The sequence below is a fragment of the Roseburia sp. AF42-8 genome (assembly GCF_003435965.1).
In the GTDB taxonomy this organism is placed as follows: domain Bacteria; phylum Bacillota; class Clostridia; order Lachnospirales; family Lachnospiraceae; genus Roseburia_C; species Roseburia_C amylophila.
In genome coordinates, this window is sequence record NZ_QTVB01000007.1 from 43,271 (window position 1) to 63,326 (window position 20,056).

Sequence of the window (20,056 nt, forward strand, 5' to 3'; positions counted from 1 at the left end):
GATAAAAGTTATACCATAAGAAAACAAAAACAATACCTCTTGTGCATAATTATTAAAAATTGATAAAAATTTAACTAATAACAAACATATTATACAAAGATGTGCTATACTAAAGTTAGATTGTTATTGCATATATTATAACTTACGAGGAAAATTCCGGAAATATAAAAAGGTTATTTTCCGCAGTAGATGCATGGAGGAGTAGAAAATGGAATCACCAATTGAAGTGACAGAAGGTGTAGATGGTTGGAATACCATAATCTTTCTTTATAATTCTGCATTAAAAGAAGTTGGAACCAAGCTTGAAATATTAAATGATGAATTTCAGCATGTACATCAGTACAATCCGATAGAATATATAAAGCGGCGGATTAAGACGCCGGAGAGTATCGTAAAGAAGCTGAAACGATATGGTTACGAGAGTACCATTGATAATATGGTCAATTATGTAAATGATATTGCAGGAATCCGTATTGTATGTTCCTTTACCTCTGATATTTATCGTATGGCAGAGATGATTGGAAAACAGAATGACCTTACCGTGGTATCGGTAAAGGATTATATCAGGCATCCGAAGGAAAGCGGCTATAAGAGTTATCATATGTTGGTTACGGTGCCGATTTTTTTATCAGACCGTGTAGTGGATACAAAGGTTGAGATTCAGATACGGACCATTGCAATGGATTTCTGGGCGAGTCTTGAACATAAGATATATTACAAATTCGAAGGAAATGCACCGGAATATATCAGTAAAGATTTGCGGGAGTGTGCAGAAATTGTTTCTATGCTGGATGCAAAGATGTTATCCTTGAACGAAGCAATTCTAGAGGCTAAGGCAGCACAGGAAGCAGAGCTATTGCGGGAAGAAAAAAATAGAGCGGATAAAGAAAAATAAAAGAAGCTGCCAAAACCGGCAGCTTCTTTTTTACGCGAGTAGCGAGAAAAATCGCATGCTTGCGTGCAGATTTGGCGAGCACCGCGATAACTCGAGAAACTCGCAAAGCGTGTTTCTCGTAGTTGCAAGTGGCTTAAAAATGATTTAATCGTCTTCACCATTCATCCAGCTATCGAATTTTTCTAATACTTTATCATAGGTCTGCTGGGAAATATCAGGAAGCTTTCCACCCCAGGCTTTGGTAGCCTGATCGAAGCCCTTTTTAAAAGCATCTGCTAATTCCTGGGCCTTGGACTTATCATTACCGGATAATGCTTTTGCAAAATCTAAAATACGGTCAGAGGTCTGGTTTACACCCCAGTATCCGTCTTCTGCAATATCAGCCTGTGCCTGTGCCTTTACATCAGCAGAAACAGTGAAGTTACCGCCTGCAAGGAAAGACCACATATCATCGGCTTTGCCAATGGCTGCGCCCTGTTTGCTCATCATCTGTTCTACAATTCCGCGAAGCTGTGAAATACGGCTGTCAGAATCAGCTTTCATTTTTGCAATGAGAGCAGAGTTCTGTGTCTTTTGGGAAGAACTGCTCTTGTCACTGGAGCCTTTTTCATAGATAACACCAGTAGAGGTGTTATTCTTCGAAGATTCGGTCTTCTTAGAAGAAACTTTGGAATCTGTGGCAACAGTGGATGCAGCAGATACATAATTGTTAATAGAATTAATTGCCATAATCTTAACCCTCCTTGGTCAAATGCTTACTAAGTATCCATTCTTAGTCTTATTCATATATTTTATCGGTAAGAATGGGACAAAATATAAGAGGAAGAATTGACCTTTTTTAGAAAAAATGATAACATAAATTTGTATCATGTATACAAAATACAGGAGAAAAACAATGGACGAACTTGCAGTAAAAGCGCTGGCAAAAATTAATCTTGGATTGGACGTATTACGTCGGAGAGAAGATGGGTATCATGAAGTAAAGATGGTTATGCAGACCATTCATTTATATGACCAGCTTCATCTTAAGAAAATAGAGTCTGGCATACATTTAGAGACAAATCTTGGATTTCTTCCGGTAGATGAAAGTAATCTGGCTTACCGGGCAGCGAGACTTATGAAAGAAAAATATCAGATTGAAGAAGGCATTGATATCCGGCTGAATAAGCGGATTCCTGTTGCTGCCGGGATGGCAGGTGGAAGCACGGATGCCGCAGGCGTGCTTTATGGAATCAATGAATTATTCAATCTTGGAATAAAGCGGAAAGAACTGATGGAACTGGGCGTTCAGATTGGGGCTGACGTACCGTATTGCATCATGCGTGGTACAGCTTTGGCAGAAGGCATTGGAGAAAAATTAACTTCACTGCCACCGATGGTGAAGTGTCCGGTAGTGATTGCCAAACCGCAGGTCAGTGTATCTACTAAATATGTCTATGAGAATCTGAAGTTGGATGAGCATACACAGCATCCTGACATTGATGCCTTAATACAGAATATCCGCACAAAGGATTTGCCGGCAATTGCAGGTAGTATGGGAAATCTTTTAGAAACGGTTACTGCAAAGAAGTATCCGGAGATAGAGAAGATAAAAGAACTGATGCGGGAAAATGGTGCATTGAATGCCATGATGAGTGGAAGTGGTCCGACAGTATTTGGACTTTTTGATGAACTGGAAACGGCAAAAATGGCAGCAGCGATTGTACGCCAGAGCGGGCTCGCAAGGCAGGTCTTTGTAACAGAGATTTATAATAATAGAAGATAACAACATGCTCTTTATAAAAAGGGTTGGAGGGTTAATATATGACAGATAATCTGGAATTAAATATGAATGCATATCTTCCTTTGCGAGATGTTGTATTTAATACACTTCGTGAGGCAATATTAAAAGGAGAATTAAAACCGGGTGAAAGACTGATGGAGCTGCAGCTGGCATCTAAGCTTGGAGTCAGCCGGACTCCGATTCGTGAGGCCATCCGGATGTTAGAGCAGGAGGGGCTTGCTGTAACCATACCGAGAAGAGGAGCCGAGGTTGCCCGCATGACAGAAAAGGACATGGAAGATGTGTTACAGATCCGGGCAGCATTAGATGAACTGGCAGTGCAGCTTGCAACAGAACAGATTACAGATGAACAGTTTGGTGCATTAGAACAGGCAAGACAGAATTTTGAAAATTCTTTAAAAAGTGATGATGTAAAAGAAATTGCACAGGCAGATGTAGCATTTCATGATGCTATTTATAATGCTACCGGAAATGCAAAACTGGTATCCATGCTGAACAATCTGCGGGAGCAGATGTATCGTTACCGTGTAGAATATTTAAAGGACGAGACGATTTATCCGAGATTATTAAAGGAACATAAGGATATCGCAGAGAGTCTTCGCAGGAAGGACAAGTCCCGTGCTTCAGAAACCATGCGGGAGCATGTGAAGAATCAGGCAGAAGCAGTCAAAGATATGATTCGTCAGCAGGAACAAGACCAATAGCATAAAGAAACAGGAATAAAAAAACAAAATACGGAAACACTAAGGACAGACCATACAGGGTCTGTCCTTTTTGCATATGCACAGGTGACTGGAAAATCGCATGCTTATATGCAGAGTTGGCGGACATCCGATACTATAAAAATTATGCCAAGGAGTTGATTTATGCAGCAGAAAGAAGAAAAAATCGCAGGGCACACTGCAAAGCATATCGCAGGACATACCGCAGAACATACAACAGAACGTAATGCAGAATACAATGATGAAATTACAACCAGTTTGCAGGAAAATACTGCACGTTTTCAGAAGATATTTTCCGGGTGTGCGGATATTAAAATGCGAACCATGAAGATAGGACAGAAGCAGCAGATTGCATGTATGGCAGCATACATAGAGATAACCGGTGGTGGAGCAATTTTTGAAAAATCTCTCGTTGGCAGGCTTTTAAACGAATTGTGTCATTATAATGAAAAAGAAGTCTATGAGCGGCTGTCGCAGAATGCCCTTGGATTATCGGATGTTACGCCCTTTGATACTTTTTCGGATGCAGCGGCAGGTCTTCTGACCGGAGATACCATTCTATTTATAGATGGCTATGATAAAGCATTAAAGATTCCGGATAAGGGATACCCGTCTATGGGAATTTCTGAAGTAAATTCAGAAAAGGTAATCCGGGGCTCTAATGAAGGATTTACCGAGTCCGTAAAAGCGAATACGGCATTGGTACGTAAAAGGATTCGTTCTCCGAAAGTAAAGGTAAAAGAGAAAAAGGTAGGGCTGCGCAGTAAGACCAATGTGGATTTGATGTATATGGAGGATTTGATTTATCCCGGAGTTTTAGAGGAGGTAGAAAAGCGGCTTGACGGATTTGAAATTGACGGAGTCTTAGACAGTGGAATCATTGAACAGCTTACAGAAGAAAAATGGTATTCTCCATTTCCGCAGTTTCAGACCACACAGCGGCCGGACCGGGCAGCCATGGCAATTTTAGAGGGAAGGGTAGTACTGATTGCGGATAATTCACCAATTGCACTGATACTGCCGACGGATTATAACTCCTTCATACAGACCAGTGATGACTATTACAACCGCTGGGAAATTGCATCATTGGGAAGAATGTTACGTTTTCTGGCTTCTTTTTTTGCCATGACATTACCGGGACTGTATCTTGCAGTCTGTAATTTTCATACACAGATACTGCCGACGAAATTGCTGTTATCCTTTGCAGCAGCAAGACAAGGAGTGCCGTTTCCCGGGGTGGTAGAGGTACTTTTGATGGAGTTATCCTTTGAACTGTTGCGGGAAGCAGGCGTGCGCCTTCCGGGAGCTATGGGGAATACCATAGGAATTGTCGGTGGGCTGATTATCGGACAGGCGGCGGTGGAAGCAAATCTGGTCAGTCCTATCGTGGTAATTGTGGTGGCATTTACAGCACTTTGTTCCTTTGCGGTACCCAATGAAGAATTTGCAACAGCATTTCGCATCTTGAAATTTTTCTTTATTGCCATGTGTGCGTGGCTGGGCTTTTTCGGCTTTTTGATGGCTTTGCTTGCGGTACTCATTCATCTGTCACATCTTAAGAGTTTTGGCATTCCATATCTGATGCCCTTTGTAGGGGCAGATGTAACGGATTATCAGGATGAGCGGGACAGTCTGCTGCGTCTGCCATTATATCAACTGCGGCACAGACCGGTTTTTGCGAGATGCCACAATCGTCTGCGGCTTAGGAGGAAAAAGTAATTATGTTTTCAGAAAATCAGAAAATATCAGAGAGGCAGATGGCGAGGCTCCTGATTTTTGATATGTGCGGAATCAGTACGTTGCTGCTTCCCGGACTGTTAGGAAAAATGCTTGGGACAGACGGCGTATTTGCTATATTGCTGGGAGCAGTGCCGGTGTATCTATTTACCTTTCTTCCAGAGCTGCTACAGGAAAAGCGGAAAAACAGTAATACCAGAAATGGCAGTAATACCAGCAATATCAGTAATATCGGGAAAAGTTATCCGGAGATTTTAAAGAAGCAAGGAAATGGTTTTATTCGCATTTTTGTATTGGTAGTCTATACAGTCGAGGGAATTCTGCTGGCGGGCTATGGCTTATTTCTTTTAAGTGACCTGATGGTGAGTGAATTGTTAAAGGACAGTTCATTTGTGCTGGCAGCAGTTTTACTAATGCTTTTATGTGGCTATGGAATCTGGCAGGGCATCGAAGGGCGTGCCCGGGTGTATGAAATCCTGTTCTGGTTTGTATTTCTTCCACTTATTTTAATGTTGCTTCTGGCAACAAAGGATGTCAATACGATTTACTGGACTCCGGTAATGGTACATTCCTGGGGAAACTTTGTGAAAGGGACAGCGGCAGTCGTGCTCCTGTATGGCACAATGGCATTTGTTTTGTTTTTACAGCCCTATCTTGCAGAAAATGTCCGTGTAGGACGGACATGCCGGAAAAGCCTTTGTGTTACAGTGATTTTTAATGCTGCAATCTATCTGATTACGCTTGGCATCTTTGGCAGTGGCATGCTGCCGAAAATGAAATATCCGGCAATTACATTAATGAGCATGATAAAACTGCCAGGCGGTTTCTTCGAACGGCAGGATGCCTTTATGGTAGCAATCTGGTTCTTTACAATTTACGCATTTATCAATACCGGAATGTTTTATGCCTCAGATTTGCTGAAAGCTGTATGGCAAAAGGAAGGGCACCAAAAAGCGGATGGGAAAAATGAAGCGATTCAGGGAAAAGCCGATGCGAAAAGTATAGAAAAATTGATAATACTAATTGTAATGGTTCTTACATTTGCAGTCACATTGCTTTTTTACCGGTTACCGGAGTGGAAAATAATATTTATATGGATTCAGGCAATTGCATTTCTTCCGTTGACGGTAATTTTTCCGCTGTGCATTGGAGAGATAAGGAAATGCCGGGAAAAGGGATAGTGAAAAGGGATAGTGAAAAAGGATAGCGGAAAAAATGGTGGAAAGGAGCAGCAGTATGAAAAATAGAATCGTGACAATTGTTTCCATGATATTTTTGGCAGTCTTATGCCTTGGCGGCTGTGGGAATACAGAGTTGGAAGAACGGAATTTTCCATTGGCAGCAGCGTTGACTTTGACAAAGGAGAACTATCAGATGGCATTTGGTTTTGAGCAGCTTAAGGATGTGGCAGATGAGAAAAGCGAAAAAGAGAATACATCGGTACTTCTGGCGGAAGGAAAAGACTGCATGGAGCTGTTTTTACATGCAGATGGGGAAAATCCTGGAGAGATGGATTATAACCATTTAAAGGCATTGATTCTAAACAGGTCGCTGTTAGAGAATGAAAAGCAGCTGGGGGCATTTCTTGGGTATCTGGAAGAGGAAAATCTTTTTTCGAGGAATACGCTGCTTTTTGTTACGGAGGATGAACCGGATCAGGTGATGGAGATGGATACAGTTTTAAAAGAGCCGGTAGGAACTTATCTGAATGAAAGAATTGCCTCGGATGAACGTTTTAAGGACAGTGAGGCAGTTACCCTGGGCAGCCTGTTCCGGATATGGGAAAATGAGAACGAAAATCTGTGGATTCCCTATATTAACTGTGCAGAAGATAAAATGATACTGGAAAAATATTATCTGATGCAGGGCAGGACGGCAGCAGGCAAAGTGGACCGGGAAACGGGAGAACTGGCTTTGCTCTCAGAGCAGAAGATGAAAAGCTACAGCATTTCACTTGAAGATGCAGAAAGTGTAACACTTAGTAATTTATGCTGCAGCTATGCTTTTACGGAGCAGAATGGCCAGGTGACGGAAACCGTTACAATAAAGGCGGATGGAAAGTATCAGGGCAACAGGGAACTGCTGCAGAAAACAAAGCACAGGGATGAAAAATTGGAAGACCTTCATACAGACAGTCAGGATGAAAATGCACTGCTGGAAGTGGAAGCAGAAATAGAGCAGACTTTGGAAGAAAAGATGGATGCCATGACAGAAAAATTGCAACAGAATCAGAATGCAGATGGAACAAACAGTTATTATAAATTAGGGGCATATGCAAGAGATATTTATTTGCAATATCAGAAGGATTGGAGCAGTTACCGGAAAAACCTGACAGTGGAATATCATTGGGATGTCACGCTGGTGACATCTCCGTAGGATGCTGGACACCCGGTTACACTGGTAACATTGGCAACATCTTTGTAAGATGTCTGGTTCTGGTGATGCTGACGGCAGCCTATTATTTCTTAAGTTAATTTATTAATTTGACTTAGATTGGGCAAAAACAGAAAGATTACATTACTTTTTGCCCAAAATGAGTTGCAGAAGGAAGCATAGTCTTTGTTATTTGCTTCTGATTGGGTAAAAAGACTTCATTTTTCTAGAATCTTACCCAAACCGAGAGAACTTCGGAGATAACAGCAGAGGAGATTGGCAAAAAAGAGTCATTTTTCTTAAATTATACCCAAATCAACTTCACCAGCGACTTTTGAGAGAAAAGTCGCAAACTCAACCGTGTCCCCAAAAAGAAAAGTTACAAGCTCAGCCGCATCCCACCAAGAAAAATTTACAACCCCACCCCATTTCTACATAAAATTTTCTCCCCCAAAAAGTTATCAAAATGTATAAAGAAAATTTTTCGGTTATATTCCAGATAGAAAGTCAGAATAGTATGGCGAAAGAAAGTGTAGCAAGGAAAAGAAGAAATAAGAAATCAGAAACATGAAAAGGAGTTTTACCATGAAAGAATATAACCGAAAAAAATTGTATTTAAAAAGGGCGTTGTTCTATGGCATGCTGTTATTACTGTTGGTATTTACGGCAGGCAGTGCGAAAAAGGCTTATGAGGGGCGAAGAATGCAGGAGGACATTGCAGAAAAGATTCTGCGTTTCCATGTCAGGGCAAACAGTGATGGGGAAGCAGATCAGGCACTGAAGCTTAAGGTGCGGGATGCTGTTGGAAAAGAAATGGGAGAACTTTTGCAGGATGCTAAGACAGCCGAAGAAAGCAGCCGGATTGCAAGAGAACACTTCCCGGAAATTATACATATTGCAAAAGAAGTCATCCGGCAGGAGGGCTATGATTATCCGGTAGAGGTGAAATTATCTTCCGTGGAGTTCCCGGTAAAGACCTATGGCAGTTATACGTTCCCGGCGGGAACTTATCAGGCACTGGAAGTGATTATCGGAGCAGGCATGGGACATAACTGGTGGTGTGTCATGTATCCGAATATGTGCTTTGAAGGAAGTGTCTATGAGGTTGTGGATGGTAAATCAGAAAAGGTATTGAAGGATACCTTGAGTGAGACGGAATATCAGTCTCTGATGGAAGAGAAGAATTATAAGATTTCATGGAAATGGCTGGATTTCTGGGATAAATAGTGCTATACTGACCTGGATTTCTATAGAAGGAGCGGATTAGATGACAAAAGATGTAATTGTATCAATCAGCGGATTACAGATGCCGGCAGAAGGAGAAGCAGAGCCGGTTGAAGTGATTACAGTAGGGGATTATTACCAGAAAAACGGAAAACATTATGTGCTGTATGAAGAAGTAAATGAAGGTTTTGAAGGAAGCACAAAGAATATAATCAAGATGCAGGAAAACTGTATTGATATTACAAAAAAAGGAGTTTCCAATGTACACATGGTCTTTGAAAAGAACCGGAAAAATATGTCTTATTATGGAACGCCATTTGGAAATCTTCTGGTTGGAATTGATGCAAAGGATATTAAAGTGGAAGAGACAGAACATTGTATTGATGTGCAGATAGATTATGCATTGGAGGTAAACTATGAGCATCTGGCGGACTGTACCATTAAGATGAAGATTGCATCAAAAGAAAAAGGCGGATTCAGTCTTGCGTAGCTGGATGTATAAAAATAGAGCTGGGTGAAAACCCAGCTCAAGTTATTTTATTTACCAGCTTTTTCTTTTAACTTTGCCATAAAGCCTTTTTTCTTTTTGGCAGGCGCTTCAATAGGACCACGCATTCCTTTTACTGCAGTAATGTAAAGCCCGCTGACAGTAGCTTTTACTTCCTTCTTAACCGGAACAGAATCAAAAATCTGTCCGTCACAGATTAAAGTCATAACCTTTGGACCAACCTTTGCTTTGACGATTGGAAGTTTGGAACGGCGGAGCATTTTCGGGGTCTGGGCAATGACATTTGCCGGAAGACCGGAATCTTTAAGCCGCATCTTCTTCTTATCGATAATCAGCATGGAAATGGTCTGTGCTGCTGCTGCAATCTGGGCATCCTGTTCTTCTTTCTTTTTCTGAGCTCGTTTGCCCACAAAATAAAGAACAATCAGGGCAATAATCATAATAATCAGTATTGTTAATAATACAATCGCAAATTTTGGCACGATGAAAACCTCCTTAAGTAAAATCCAAATATGATTGTATCATTGATTGGCAGGATTGACAACCTGCAAATGCGAAAAATTCTATGAAATGCTTTTATTTTCGGTGAAAATGTGGTATCTTTAGAAAGTATGACTGACTGGAAAAATCCAGCCTTTGAATGAAAGACAGAAGGGAAATAAACATGAAGAAGAAAATAGTAGCAGTATTGTTATGCCTGACACTGGCATTTTCAGTAACTGGCTGTGGAAAAGACAAGAAAAGTGAATCGGTAGAGAATACAGAGAGCACAGAAGTGGTATCCAGTGCGGCAATTGATTTTGACCCGCTTGATTATGTGGAACTGGGCGATTATATGGGATTGTCAGTAGCTTTGACAGACGATTATTCCGTAAGTGATGATGATGTGAAGACTTTTATTGAGAATAGCGTAATTACCAACTATCCATACTATGCAGATACGGATAAAACAGTGGTAGAGGATGGAGATGCTGTAAATATCGATTATGAAGGATTAAAAGATGGCGTGGCATTCAGCGGTGGAACTGCAACAGATACGGTCTTAGAGATTGGAAGCAATACGTTTATTGACGGCTTCGAAGAAGGACTGATCGGTGCAAAAGTAGGGGATAAAGTAACCTTGAATCTTACATTCCCGGAAAGCTATAAAAATACAGACCTGGCAGGACAGGCGGTTGTGTTTAATGTAACCATCAATAAAATTGTTGAGAAGCAGGATATTACTTATGACAATATGACAGATGAATATGTGGCATATGTCAATGCTAAGGCCAGCCTTGGCTATGATACGGTAGATGAGATGAAGGCAGATGCACGCAATTATCTGGAATCTTCTAAGGAATCCTCCAAGAAATCTGCAATCCGTTCTGCAGTAATGGACAAGTTAGGAGAGGTATGTACCGTAAAGGAACTTCCGGATGGACTTCTGGATGCCCGTATGGAAGAGGTAATGGCACAGTATGAATCCTATTACTGCAGCGATGGAAGCAGCCTTAAGGATTATGTGGAAAATACAGCAAATCAGGATTATGATGAATTTGTAAGCAATGTAACTGACGAAGTGACATCAGATCTTAAGACACAGATGATTTTAGAGGCAATTGCAGAAAAGGAAGGCATTGAGTTTGACCAGGATGGCTTTGACAGCTACGTTGGAAATCTTATGAGCAATTACAGCTACAGCGATGAATCCACATTATACAAATCATATGGATTGAGCGCAGACAGCGGAAAAGAATATTTAAAGAAAGTATATGTATGCAATCTGGCACTTCAGAAAGTAGTTGACAGTGCAACTGTTGAAGATGAGGCAGGAACAGAAAATGTTACAGATACTGAATTAAATACAGAAAACTAAAAAGGATTAGAAAATTTTTTATCTAAGGGGGATAGAAAAATGGAACTTGTTGACATCAGAGATTTATTTCACCATCAGGAAGATTATGTAGGTAAGAAGATTACCGTCGGAGGCTGGGTAAGAAGTAACCGTAATTCTAAAAACTTCGGATTTATCGTAGTAAATGACGGAACTTTCTTTGAACCACTGCAGGTAGTATATGCAGACGGACTGGAGAATTTTCAGGAGCTTACCAAAATTAATGTTGGTGCAGCTATTGTTGTTACCGGAGTGCTGGAAGCTACACCGGAAGCAAAACAGCCATTTGAAATTCAGGCAGAGGAAATCGTAATTGAAGGCGCATCTGCACCGGATTATCCGTTACAGAAGAAACGTCACAGCTTCGAATATTTAAGAACTATTTCACATTTAAGACCACGTACCAATACCTTTGAGGCAGTATTCCGTGTACGTTCCCTGATTGCATATGCAATTCATAAGTTCTTCCAGGAGAGGGACTTTGTCTATGTACACACTCCGCTGATTACCGGAAGTGACTGTGAGGGTGCGGGAGAAATGTTCCAGGTTACTACCATGGACTTAAATAACATTCCACACAAGGAAGACGGAAGCATTGATTATACACAGGATTTCTTTGGAAAACCAACCAATCTTACCGTAAGTGGACAGTTAAACGGAGAGACCTTTGCACTGGCGTTCAAAAATATTTATACCTTTGGACCAACCTTCAGGGCAGAGAATTCCAATACTACAAGACATGCTGCAGAGTTCTGGATGATTGAGCCGGAAATTGCATTTGCAGATCTGGAAGATGACATGGTACTGGCAGAGAGTATGCTGAAATATATTATTTCCTATGTTATGGAACATGCACCGGAAGAAATGCAGTTCTTTAATTCCTTCGTAGACAAGGGACTGATTGAACGGCTGAATAATGTATTACATTCCGATTTCGCAAGAGTGACTTATACAGAAGCCATTGAACTTCTGGAGAAGAATAATGATAAATTTGATTATAAGGTATCCTGGGGCTGTGACCTTCAGACCGAGCATGAGCGTTTCTTAACCGAGCAGGTTTTCAAGAGACCGGTATTTGTAACAGATTATCCAAAGGAAATCAAAGCCTTCTATATGAAACTCAATGAGGATGGCAAGACAGTTGCAGCAGTTGACTGTCTGGTGCCAGGAATCGGAGAAATTATCGGAGGAAGCCAGAGAGAGGATGACTACGATAAATTATTAGAAAGAATCCATGAACTTGGATTAAAAGAGGAAGATTACAGCTTCTATCTTGATTTACGTAAATATGGTTCTGCAAGACATGCAGGCTTCGGACTTGGATTTGAAAGATGCGTCATGTATCTTACCGGTATGGCAAACATCCGTGATGTCATTCCGTTCCCAAGAACCGTTAATACCTGTGAATTGTAAGAGCAGCAGGTTATAAAAGAAGTATATAGAAGAAGGGCGTATGAAAAAACTTTCGTTTTTTCATACGCCCTTCTTTTGAATCATGGATTGATTTTATATAAGATAAATAAAGGGAGGTATTTTGCTTAACCCATAATTACTTCAACAGTAACTTCTTTCTTAGACGGATCAAATGGAATCATATTGCCATCAGCAATAACACCATCCACAGTAAGAACCTTGACACCTTTCTGTACGCCATTTGGATTCTTTACCTGAATGTGATAAGTTACACCACGGAAATCACGTTTTGCGGTAAAACCGGATAAAGTAGATGGAATACATGGGTCAATTACAAGACCATCATAATCCGGACGGATACCTAAGATATACTGGGATACATCAAGGAAAGTCCATGCAGCAGTACCGGTAAGCCAGCTGTTCTTTGCTTCACCGAAGTTTGGCGCATCTTTTCCGGCAATCATCTGAGAGTACACATATGGCTCAGTGCGGTGGATTTCGCTGATATCTTCGATATAAGCAGGACAGGTTCTGGTGTATACCTGCCATGCACGGTCGCCACGTCCAACGACTGTTTCTGCAATGGAAATCCATGGATTGTTGTGACAGAAGATACCTGCATTTTCTTTGTATCCAGGTGGATAGGAAGAAATTTCACCGAGCTCTACATGGTATTTGTGATAAGGTGGCTGCAGCAGTACAATACCGTATTTGGTATCTAAGTATTTTTCAACAGACTGCATTGCCTGAAGACAATTGCCTTCTTTCAGTCCGATTTCTGCCATAACACAGAATCCCTGCGGCTCGATAAAGATTTTACCATCGTCACATTCTTTGGAACCGATTTTCTGTTTGTAGTGGTCGTAAGCTCTTAAGAACCATTCGCCATCCCAGCCGGCATCGAGAACGGTTTTTTCCATGGAAGCAATTGCTTCTTCCGCTTCTTTGGCTTCTTCTTCCAGACCTCTGTGTTTGCAGATTTCTACATAATCTTTACCATATTTTACAAACATGCCTGCGATAAATACAGACTCTGCATTTGGTCCCTCAGATGGTCCGAAGGTCTGGAAAGATTCACCCGGCTCTTCTGAGAAGCAGTTTAAGTTCAGACAGTCATTCCAGTCAGCACGTCCAATCAGAGGAAGTCCATGTGGTCCTAAGTGTGTTCTGGTATAGTTGAAGGAACGTCTTAAATGTTCCATAAAATCGGTTGCTTTGCTTTCGTCATTATCATAAGGAGTGATTTCATCTAAAATGGAGTAATCTCCGGTCTCCTTGATATAAGCAGCAGTACCGGCAATGAGCCATAACGGGTCATCATTGAATCCGCTTCCGATATCAGCATTTCCTTTTTTGGTAAGTGGCTGATACTGATGGTAAGCACTTCCATCCTCAAACTGGGTAGATGCGATATCTAAAATACGCTGTCTTGCACGGTCCGGAATCAGATGAACAAATCCTAAAAGATCCTGACAGGAATCACGGAAGCCCATGCCTCGTCCAATTCCGGATTCGAAATAGGAAGCGGAACGTGACATATTAAAGGTAACCATACACTGATATTGATGCCAGATGTTTACCATACGGTCTAACTTCTCTTCGGAAGAAGATACGGTAAAGTGGTTTAAAAGGTTATTCCAGTATTCTTTTAATTCTGCTAAAGCAGCGTCAGCTTTTTCTGTGGTATCAAAACGTTTTAATAATTCTTCTGCCGGTTTTCTGTTGATGCATCCGTTTTCAGCAGGACCATCCCATTTCTCGGCAACCGGATTCTCTACATAACCCAGTACAAAAACAAAGGATTTTGATTCGCCCGGTGCAAGAGAAACCTTGATATGGTGGGAACCAATCGGAGACCAGCCGCTTGCTACAGAGTTCTTAGAGGTTCCGTTTATGACAACTTCCGGCGCGGAATTTTCGCCATAAGCACCAAGGAAAGATTCACGGTCGGTATCGAATCCGGCAAGCTGGGTATTTACAGCATATACCGCATAATGATTACGGCGTTCGCGGTATTCTGTCTTATGATAAAGGGCAGAGCCGTGAATTTCCACTTCACCAGTACTGAAGTTACGCTGGAAGTTTGTCATATCATCCATGGCATTCCACAGACAGAATTCTACATAAGAGAATACGGAAATTTCTTTGTGTTCGCTGCCGTGGTTGGTCAGTGTCAGTTTGTTAATCTCACAGGTATTTCCCATAGGAACAAACATGGTCAGCTCTGCGGATAACTGATTTTTGCTTCCCTCAAAAACAGAGTAGCCTAATCCATGCCGGCACTGATAGGAATCTAATTCAGTCTTGGCTGGCATCCATCCCGGATTCCAGATGGTGTCACCATCTTTGATATAGTAATAATGTCCATTGCTGTCATAAGGAATATTGTTGTAACGATATCTTGTAAGACGAAGGAGCTTGGCATCTTTATAGAAACTGTATCCTCCGCAGGTGTTAGAAACCAGTGAAAAGAAATCTTCACATCCTAAATAGTTGATCCATGGAAGTGGAGTCTTTGGGGAAGTGATGACATATTCTTTCGCTGCATCATCGAAATGTCCAAATTTCATAATTAAATAACCTCCTTAAATACAATAAGTCCGAAAACGATTAAGAGAGGTATTTCTTTAGGTTGAGTATAATATAAGAATCAGGAAAAAGCAACAGAAATATTGAAGAAAGTATGCATTTTAGGAGAAAAGAGCGAAAATGACAGCTTTTTGTCATATGAATCGAAAACACCGAGTGATAACGATTAAGTAAAGAGAAAGAAAAAAATCGACTTAATATAGAAGAAAGAAAACAAGATTAGTAAAAAATGCACAAAACTGACGACTTAAAACTGGATAACTGTTACAAATATACAAAAAATAGTTGCATTTCACACTGAATATGTTATGATAAAGCTACGAAAACGATTAAGAAAAGCAACTCAAAACAGTGAGGTGCAAAAGATGGTATCTTTAAAAGACATTGCGAAAGAATGTGGTGTATCAACTGCAACAGTTAGCAAAGCACTGAATGGACAACATGATATTGGAGAAGAAACAAAAGCAAGAGTAAGAGAGACAGCAGAGCGGATGGGGTATTTTCCAAATGCAGCTGCCAGAGCATTAAAGACCAACCGTTCCTACAACGTAGGAGTCCTGTTTCAGGAAGAAGCAGGAAGTGGCCTGACACATGAATATTTTTCAGGTGTGTTAAATGGAATTAAGGTGCAGGTTGAGAAGATGGGATATGACGTGACATTTATCAACAACAGTTACGGAGTAAAGAAAACCTCATTTTTTGAACATTGCAGATACCGGAACTTTGAAGGAATCGTTATCGTGTGTGCTGATTTTGCCAGCCAGGGAGTGCTTGAATTAATGAACAGTGCATTCCCGGTAGTGACCATTGATTATACACATTACAATTGCACAGCAGTTTGTTCCAATAATGTAAAAGGAATGGAAGAGCTGCTGAAGTATATATATAAGAAGGGTCACCGAAAAATTGCTTACATACATGGACAGAAAAACTCGAATGTAACAAGAGAAAGACTTACAAGCTTTTACCGGACGATGGAAGAACTTCATATTAAGGTAAATGAAGATTACATTCGGGAAGCTGCTTATCTGGAAACAAAGGGAGCGGCGGAGCAGACAGAAATTTTACTTGATATGGATGACCCGCCAACCTGTATTCTTTATCCGGATGACACCTCTTTAATCGGAGGGAAAAACGTGATTATGGAACGTGGGATGCATATCCCGGAAGATGTTTCCATTGCAGGATATGACGGAACAAGAATTTCCCAGTTATCTCATCCGAGAATCACAACGATTCGTCAGGATACAGAAGAAATAGGAAGAGAAGCAGCACGGCGTCTGATTGATGCCATCGAGAAACCGAGAACTACTCTCATAGAGAGAGTCGTTATAGAGGGCACATTGATTACCGGCCAGTCGGTAGGAGAGCTGCCTGAAACAACATCCGAGGAGGATGAAAAATGAGAAGGAGGAGAACTCAATGAAAAAGAAACTTATCAGTACTTTATTATGCGTATCCATGGTAGCAGCTATGGTAGCTGGATGTGGATCAGGGGATGACACAAAGGATGCGAACAATGATGCATCCAACACAGAAGGAACAGCAGATGCAGATACGGACACAGACAGTGGTTCTGATTCTACAGAAGTAGAGAACACCATCACCGGTGATCCAAGTGCAGATGATGCATTCGTAGTATGGGGCTGGAACGATGACATCAAGAACATTTTGGATGGACCGTTTGCAGAGCAGTACCCAGACCTTGCAAAACGTATCGTATTCGTAAATGCAGGTGGATCTGATTATTATCAGACAAAGATTGATGAAATCTTAGATGATCCTGATAATGAATTGTATCCAGACCTGATGGGACTTGAGGTTGACTACGTTTTGAAATATGTAAACAGTGACTGGCTGACCTCAGTTGGTGACTGTGGAATTACAGCAGATGATTATGCAAATCAGTATCAGTACAATCTGGATCTTGGAACTGTATCCGGCGAAGATTCTTCTGATGCAAACAATGTAAAAGCATTATTCTGGCAGGCTACTCCTGGATGTTTCCAGTTAAGAGCAGACCTTTGTGAGAAATATCTTGGAACAACTGATGTAAATGAATTAAGCACAATGTTCTCTACATGGGATGGTGTTCTTGATGCAGCAAGAAAAGTAAATGATGCATCTAATGGAAAATGTAAACTGTTCTCCGGTTATGATGAGTGCTTCCGTGTACTTTCTAACTCAAGAGCAACCGGCTGGTATGGCGATGACGATGTTATTTCTGTTGATGATAACATGACACAGTATATGGAACTTGCTAAGACAATGGTAGACGAAGGATTAACCTATGAAACAGACCAGTGGTCAACAGACTGGTATGCAAACATGGAAGGTGACGGCGAGACATCTAATGCAGCAGTTGCTTACTGTGGATGCCCATGGTTCACATACTGGAGCTTAAAAGATACCTGGAAAGGTAACACAATCCTTGTAAATGCTCCGGAACAGTTCTACTGGGGTGGTACAGGACTTGCAGCAACAGCTAACTGTGCAGACAAAGAAATGGCTGGAACAATTATCAAAGCATTTACCTGTGACACAGACTTCATGGTATCTATCAATGCAAAGAACAGTGATTTCGTAAACAACAAAGAAGCTGTTAAGAAGATTTCTGAAGCAGGCGCAACATGTGACTACTTATATGAAGCAGCTGGTCAGGATATCATGGCATTCTACTTACCAATGGCTGATTCCATCAGTGCTAAGAATGCAACAGCAGAAGATCAGAACATCAACTCTGCTTGGTCTACTCAGGTGAAAGAGTATGCAGCAGGAAACAAGGATAAAGATACTGCAATCGCAGATTTCAAATCCGCAGTACATGACTCCTATTCATACTTAAAAGCTGAATAATCAGTAAAAGAACAATAACTATGCTGCCCTTTCCGGCATGGGAAGGGCAGCATTTATAAACAAAACTATTGGAGAGTTATTTTAAAATATAGGGAAATGGAAGATGGATTGAGAGGAGTTGGCAAAGATGGACAAAAAGAAAAAACGTAAACATATTGAATATGGCAGATATGGATACTTCTTTATCGCCCCATTCTTCATTGCATATTGTCTGTTTCAGTTATGGCCGTTATTTAATACATTTTACTATAGTACATTAAGCTACTATAAGAGAAACGGTAGAGAATTTATTGAATTTTGCGGATTAGACAATTTCAAAAATATTCTCGGACTGACAGCCGGTGAAAAAGGATATGCATTGATTTATTTGAAAAATACACTGACAATGTGGGTATGTAACTTTATTCCACAGATTTTAGTTTCATTGTTACTGGCAGTATGGCTGACTGATAACATTGTAAAATTAAAAGCTCAGGGCGCATACAAAATTATTATTTACTTACCTAGTATTATCACAGCAGCGTCTGTATCTGTTTTATTCAATGCAATGTTTTCCCAGTATGGACCAATTACACAGACTTTACGTGATATGGGAATCATTTCACAGAAATTTAACTTTATGACAAGCGTCGGCGGAACGCGGGGATTAATATCATTTATCCTCTTCTGGATGTGGTATGGAAATACAACCCTGTTGCTGATATCAGGAGTTTTGGGAATTGACCCAAGTCTTTATGAAGCGGCTGATATCGATGGAGCAACCGGATGGAAGAAATTCCGTTATTTAACACTTCCATTATTAAAACCGATTATGTTATACGTATTGATTACTTCCGCAATCGGTGGTTTACAGATGTACGATATCCCGGCATTATTCAATGTCAGTAAGTCAGGACTTATCGGACAGCCGGATGATTCATCCACAACAATGGCAATGTACATCATGAGATTATATCAGAGTGATGTAGGTAAGGCAGCAGCAGTATCTGTATTCCTGTTTATTCTGACCTTGATTATTAGTCTTATCTTCTTCGGAACGATGACGGATCGGAGCGAGAAGAAACATAAGAAAGGAGGGAATCGATAATGGCAAGTTTTGATATGGCAATGAGCGGACAGACATCCCAGCCAAAACAGAAAAGTTATTCGAAAGTATTACATACAAAAAGAGCAATCCGAGGTTTGATTTGTATCCTCTTCTGTCTCCTTAGTTTACTGCCATTCCTTTTAATGGTTATGAATGCGACCAGAACTTCTGGAGATATTCAGGCAGGTGTATCCTTGATTCCTTCCTCCCACCTGATGGAGAACTGGAACATGCTTCTTCAGAAGCAGAATGGTATGAGATTAACATTAGGAAGAGCAATGATTAACTCCTTATGTATCACAGTACCAGGTACCTTCCTTGCAGTATATTGTTCCTGTATGACAGCTTATGGAATTCATGTATATAACTTCAAAGCAAAGAAGTTTGCATGGGCGTTCATCATGGCAATCATGATGGTGCCGAACCAGATTACAATCATTGGTTTCTACCGTTTTATGTTAAAACTGAATCTGGTAGATACTTATATCCCATTGATTATTCCTTGTATCGCAGCACCGGCAGTTGTATTCTTCATGAAACAGTATATGGAAAGTACCTTATCCATTGAAATGATTGAAGCTGCACGAATTGACGGAGCAAGAGAATTCCGGATTTTCAATACCATTATCATGCCGATTATGAAACCGGCAGTAGCAACACAGGCAATCTTCCAGTTTATTGCACAGTGGAATAACCTCTTTACCCCAACCATCATGTTAACAACTGATGAGAAGAAAACACTTCCATTGTTTGTACAGATGCTGACATCTGATCAGTTCCGTGTAGATTACGGTGTTGTATATGTAGGCCTTACCGTAACGGTACTTCCATTAATTATTGCTTACCTTATCCTTTCAAAGTATATTGTAGCAGGTGTAGCACTTGGTGGTGTAAAGGGCTAAAACAAAGATAATTCTTTTTTCCATTTCCTCATACAAAATATAATTAAGCGCGAAGAGAGGCTGCTACAGCAGCCTCTCTTTGTGTGCATAC

The 20,056-nt window shown here is 40.8% G+C and carries 17 protein-coding genes; 14 read left to right on the forward strand and 3 right to left on the reverse strand.

Annotation, left to right across the window (positions count from 1 at the left end):
- The first annotated feature begins 208 nt into the window (after positions 1-208).
- Entirely contained in the window at positions 209-895 is a 687-nt protein-coding gene (locus DW059_RS04725; RefSeq protein WP_117697983.1) for a GTP pyrophosphokinase, read from the forward strand.
- 144 nt (positions 896-1,039) lie between these two features.
- Here the strand turns inward: DW059_RS04725 and DW059_RS04730 are convergent, their stop codons facing one another.
- Positions 1,040-1,624 carry a hypothetical protein gene (locus DW059_RS04730; protein ID WP_117697984.1) on the reverse strand — a complete coding sequence of 195 codons (585 nt, stop codon included), beginning with the start codon at positions 1,622-1,624 and terminating at the stop codon, positions 1,040-1,042.
- A gap of 166 nt (positions 1,625-1,790) precedes the next feature.
- Between DW059_RS04730 and ispE the strand changes: the two genes are divergently transcribed.
- The 7 genes from ispE to DW059_RS04765 all read left to right on the forward strand — a co-directional run bounded on the left by ispE (position 1,791) and on the right by DW059_RS04765 (position 9,224).
- On the forward strand, positions 1,791-2,660 hold the full coding sequence (gene ispE / locus DW059_RS04735; RefSeq protein WP_117697985.1) for a 4-(cytidine 5'-diphospho)-2-C-methyl-D-erythritol kinase: 870 nt from the start codon (positions 1,791-1,793) through the stop codon (positions 2,658-2,660).
- Between the two features lie 38 nt (positions 2,661-2,698).
- Positions 2,699-3,382, forward strand: coding sequence for a GntR family transcriptional regulator (locus tag DW059_RS04740; protein ID WP_117697986.1), 684 nt, complete (start codon positions 2,699-2,701; stop codon positions 3,380-3,382).
- A gap of 162 nt (positions 3,383-3,544) precedes the next feature.
- Complete coding sequence (locus DW059_RS04745) at positions 3,545-5,119, forward strand: spore germination protein (RefSeq protein WP_117697987.1); 1,575 nt, start codon at positions 3,545-3,547, stop codon at positions 5,117-5,119.
- Between the two features lie 2 nt (positions 5,120-5,121).
- Entirely contained in the window at positions 5,122-6,318 is a 1,197-nt protein-coding gene (locus DW059_RS04750) for a GerAB/ArcD/ProY family transporter (protein WP_117697988.1), read from the forward strand.
- Positions 6,319-6,373: 55 nt separating this feature from the next.
- A complete protein-coding gene (locus DW059_RS04755) occupies positions 6,374-7,513 on the forward strand; it encodes a Ger(x)C family spore germination protein (protein ID WP_158552019.1) in 1,140 nt (379 codons plus the stop codon).
- A gap of 582 nt (positions 7,514-8,095) precedes the next feature.
- Entirely contained in the window at positions 8,096-8,737 is a 642-nt protein-coding gene (gene spoIIR / locus DW059_RS04760) for a stage II sporulation protein R (RefSeq protein WP_158561838.1), read from the forward strand.
- A gap of 40 nt (positions 8,738-8,777) precedes the next feature.
- The gene (locus DW059_RS04765) at positions 8,778-9,224 is read left to right on the forward strand and encodes a DUF1934 domain-containing protein (protein ID WP_022243709.1); all 447 of its coding nucleotides are present in this window, start codon (positions 8,778-8,780) and stop codon (positions 9,222-9,224) included.
- Between the two features lie 47 nt (positions 9,225-9,271).
- Here DW059_RS04765 and DW059_RS04770 read toward each other — a convergent pair whose 3' ends face one another.
- Entirely contained in the window at positions 9,272-9,682 is a 411-nt protein-coding gene (locus DW059_RS04770) for a hypothetical protein (RefSeq protein ID WP_117698024.1), read from the reverse strand.
- A 224-nt stretch (positions 9,683-9,906) separates the two neighbouring features.
- Between DW059_RS04770 and tig the strand changes: the two genes are divergently transcribed.
- Both tig and asnS read left to right on the forward strand, forming a co-directional pair.
- A complete protein-coding gene (gene tig, locus DW059_RS04775; protein WP_158552022.1) occupies positions 9,907-11,100 on the forward strand; it encodes a trigger factor in 1,194 nt (397 codons plus the stop codon).
- 39 nt (positions 11,101-11,139) lie between these two features.
- On the forward strand, positions 11,140-12,531 hold the full coding sequence (asnS, locus tag DW059_RS04780) for an asparagine--tRNA ligase (RefSeq protein ID WP_117697991.1): 1,392 nt from the start codon (positions 11,140-11,142) through the stop codon (positions 12,529-12,531).
- A gap of 125 nt (positions 12,532-12,656) precedes the next feature.
- Here asnS and DW059_RS04785 read toward each other — a convergent pair whose 3' ends face one another.
- Complete coding sequence (locus tag DW059_RS04785) at positions 12,657-15,101, reverse strand: GH36-type glycosyl hydrolase domain-containing protein (RefSeq protein ID WP_117697992.1); 2,445 nt, start codon at positions 15,099-15,101, stop codon at positions 12,657-12,659.
- Positions 15,102-15,485: 384 nt separating this feature from the next.
- Here DW059_RS04785 and DW059_RS04790 point away from each other — a divergent pair, with 384 nt between their 5' ends.
- From DW059_RS04790 to DW059_RS04805, 4 genes are all read left to right on the forward strand, one after another.
- Positions 15,486-16,526, forward strand: a complete 1,041-nt coding sequence (locus DW059_RS04790) for a LacI family DNA-binding transcriptional regulator (RefSeq protein WP_117697993.1) — start codon at positions 15,486-15,488, stop codon at positions 16,524-16,526.
- Between the two features lie 16 nt (positions 16,527-16,542).
- Positions 16,543-17,976: a hypothetical protein gene (locus DW059_RS04795; RefSeq protein WP_147326025.1), complete on the forward strand. Its 1,434-nt coding sequence runs from the start codon at positions 16,543-16,545 to the stop codon at positions 17,974-17,976.
- A 127-nt stretch (positions 17,977-18,103) separates the two neighbouring features.
- Positions 18,104-19,063: a carbohydrate ABC transporter permease gene (locus DW059_RS04800; protein WP_117697995.1), complete on the forward strand. Its 960-nt coding sequence runs from the start codon at positions 18,104-18,106 to the stop codon at positions 19,061-19,063.
- Entirely contained in the window at positions 19,063-19,965 is a 903-nt protein-coding gene (locus DW059_RS04805) for a carbohydrate ABC transporter permease (RefSeq protein WP_242986114.1), read from the forward strand. The genes DW059_RS04800 and DW059_RS04805 overlap by 1 nt, the downstream gene beginning before the upstream one ends.
- Positions 19,966-20,056: the final 91 nt, after the last annotated feature.

Excerpts from the sequence above, each read along its gene's own strand:
- DW059_RS04725 (WP_117697983.1), top strand. The coding sequence starts at position 209 with ATGGAATCACCAATTGAAGTGACAGAAGGTGTAGATGGTTGGAATACC.
- DW059_RS04730 (WP_117697984.1), bottom strand. The coding sequence starts at position 1,624 with ATGGCAATTAATTCTATTAACAATTATGTATCTGCTGCATCCACTGTT.
- ispE (WP_117697985.1), top strand. The coding sequence starts at position 1,791 with ATGGACGAACTTGCAGTAAAAGCGCTGGCAAAAATTAATCTTGGATTG.
- DW059_RS04740 (WP_117697986.1), top strand. The coding sequence starts at position 2,699 with ATGACAGATAATCTGGAATTAAATATGAATGCATATCTTCCTTTGCGA.
- DW059_RS04745 (WP_117697987.1), top strand. The coding sequence starts at position 3,545 with ATGCAGCAGAAAGAAGAAAAAATCGCAGGGCACACTGCAAAGCATATC.
- DW059_RS04750 (WP_117697988.1), top strand. The coding sequence starts at position 5,122 with ATGTTTTCAGAAAATCAGAAAATATCAGAGAGGCAGATGGCGAGGCTC.
- DW059_RS04755 (WP_158552019.1), top strand. The coding sequence starts at position 6,374 with ATGAAAAATAGAATCGTGACAATTGTTTCCATGATATTTTTGGCAGTC.
- spoIIR (WP_158561838.1), top strand. The coding sequence starts at position 8,096 with ATGAAAGAATATAACCGAAAAAAATTGTATTTAAAAAGGGCGTTGTTC.
- DW059_RS04765 (WP_022243709.1), top strand. The coding sequence starts at position 8,778 with ATGACAAAAGATGTAATTGTATCAATCAGCGGATTACAGATGCCGGCA.
- DW059_RS04770 (WP_117698024.1), bottom strand. The coding sequence starts at position 9,682 with ATGATTATTGCCCTGATTGTTCTTTATTTTGTGGGCAAACGAGCTCAG.
- tig (WP_158552022.1), top strand. The coding sequence starts at position 9,907 with ATGAAGAAGAAAATAGTAGCAGTATTGTTATGCCTGACACTGGCATTT.
- asnS (WP_117697991.1), top strand. The coding sequence starts at position 11,140 with ATGGAACTTGTTGACATCAGAGATTTATTTCACCATCAGGAAGATTAT.
- DW059_RS04785 (WP_117697992.1), bottom strand. The coding sequence starts at position 15,101 with ATGAAATTTGGACATTTCGATGATGCAGCGAAAGAATATGTCATCACT.
- DW059_RS04790 (WP_117697993.1), top strand. The coding sequence starts at position 15,486 with ATGGTATCTTTAAAAGACATTGCGAAAGAATGTGGTGTATCAACTGCA.
- DW059_RS04795 (WP_147326025.1), top strand. The coding sequence starts at position 16,543 with ATGAAAAAGAAACTTATCAGTACTTTATTATGCGTATCCATGGTAGCA.
- DW059_RS04800 (WP_117697995.1), top strand. The coding sequence starts at position 18,104 with ATGGACAAAAAGAAAAAACGTAAACATATTGAATATGGCAGATATGGA.
- DW059_RS04805 (WP_242986114.1), top strand. The coding sequence starts at position 19,063 with ATGGCAAGTTTTGATATGGCAATGAGCGGACAGACATCCCAGCCAAAA.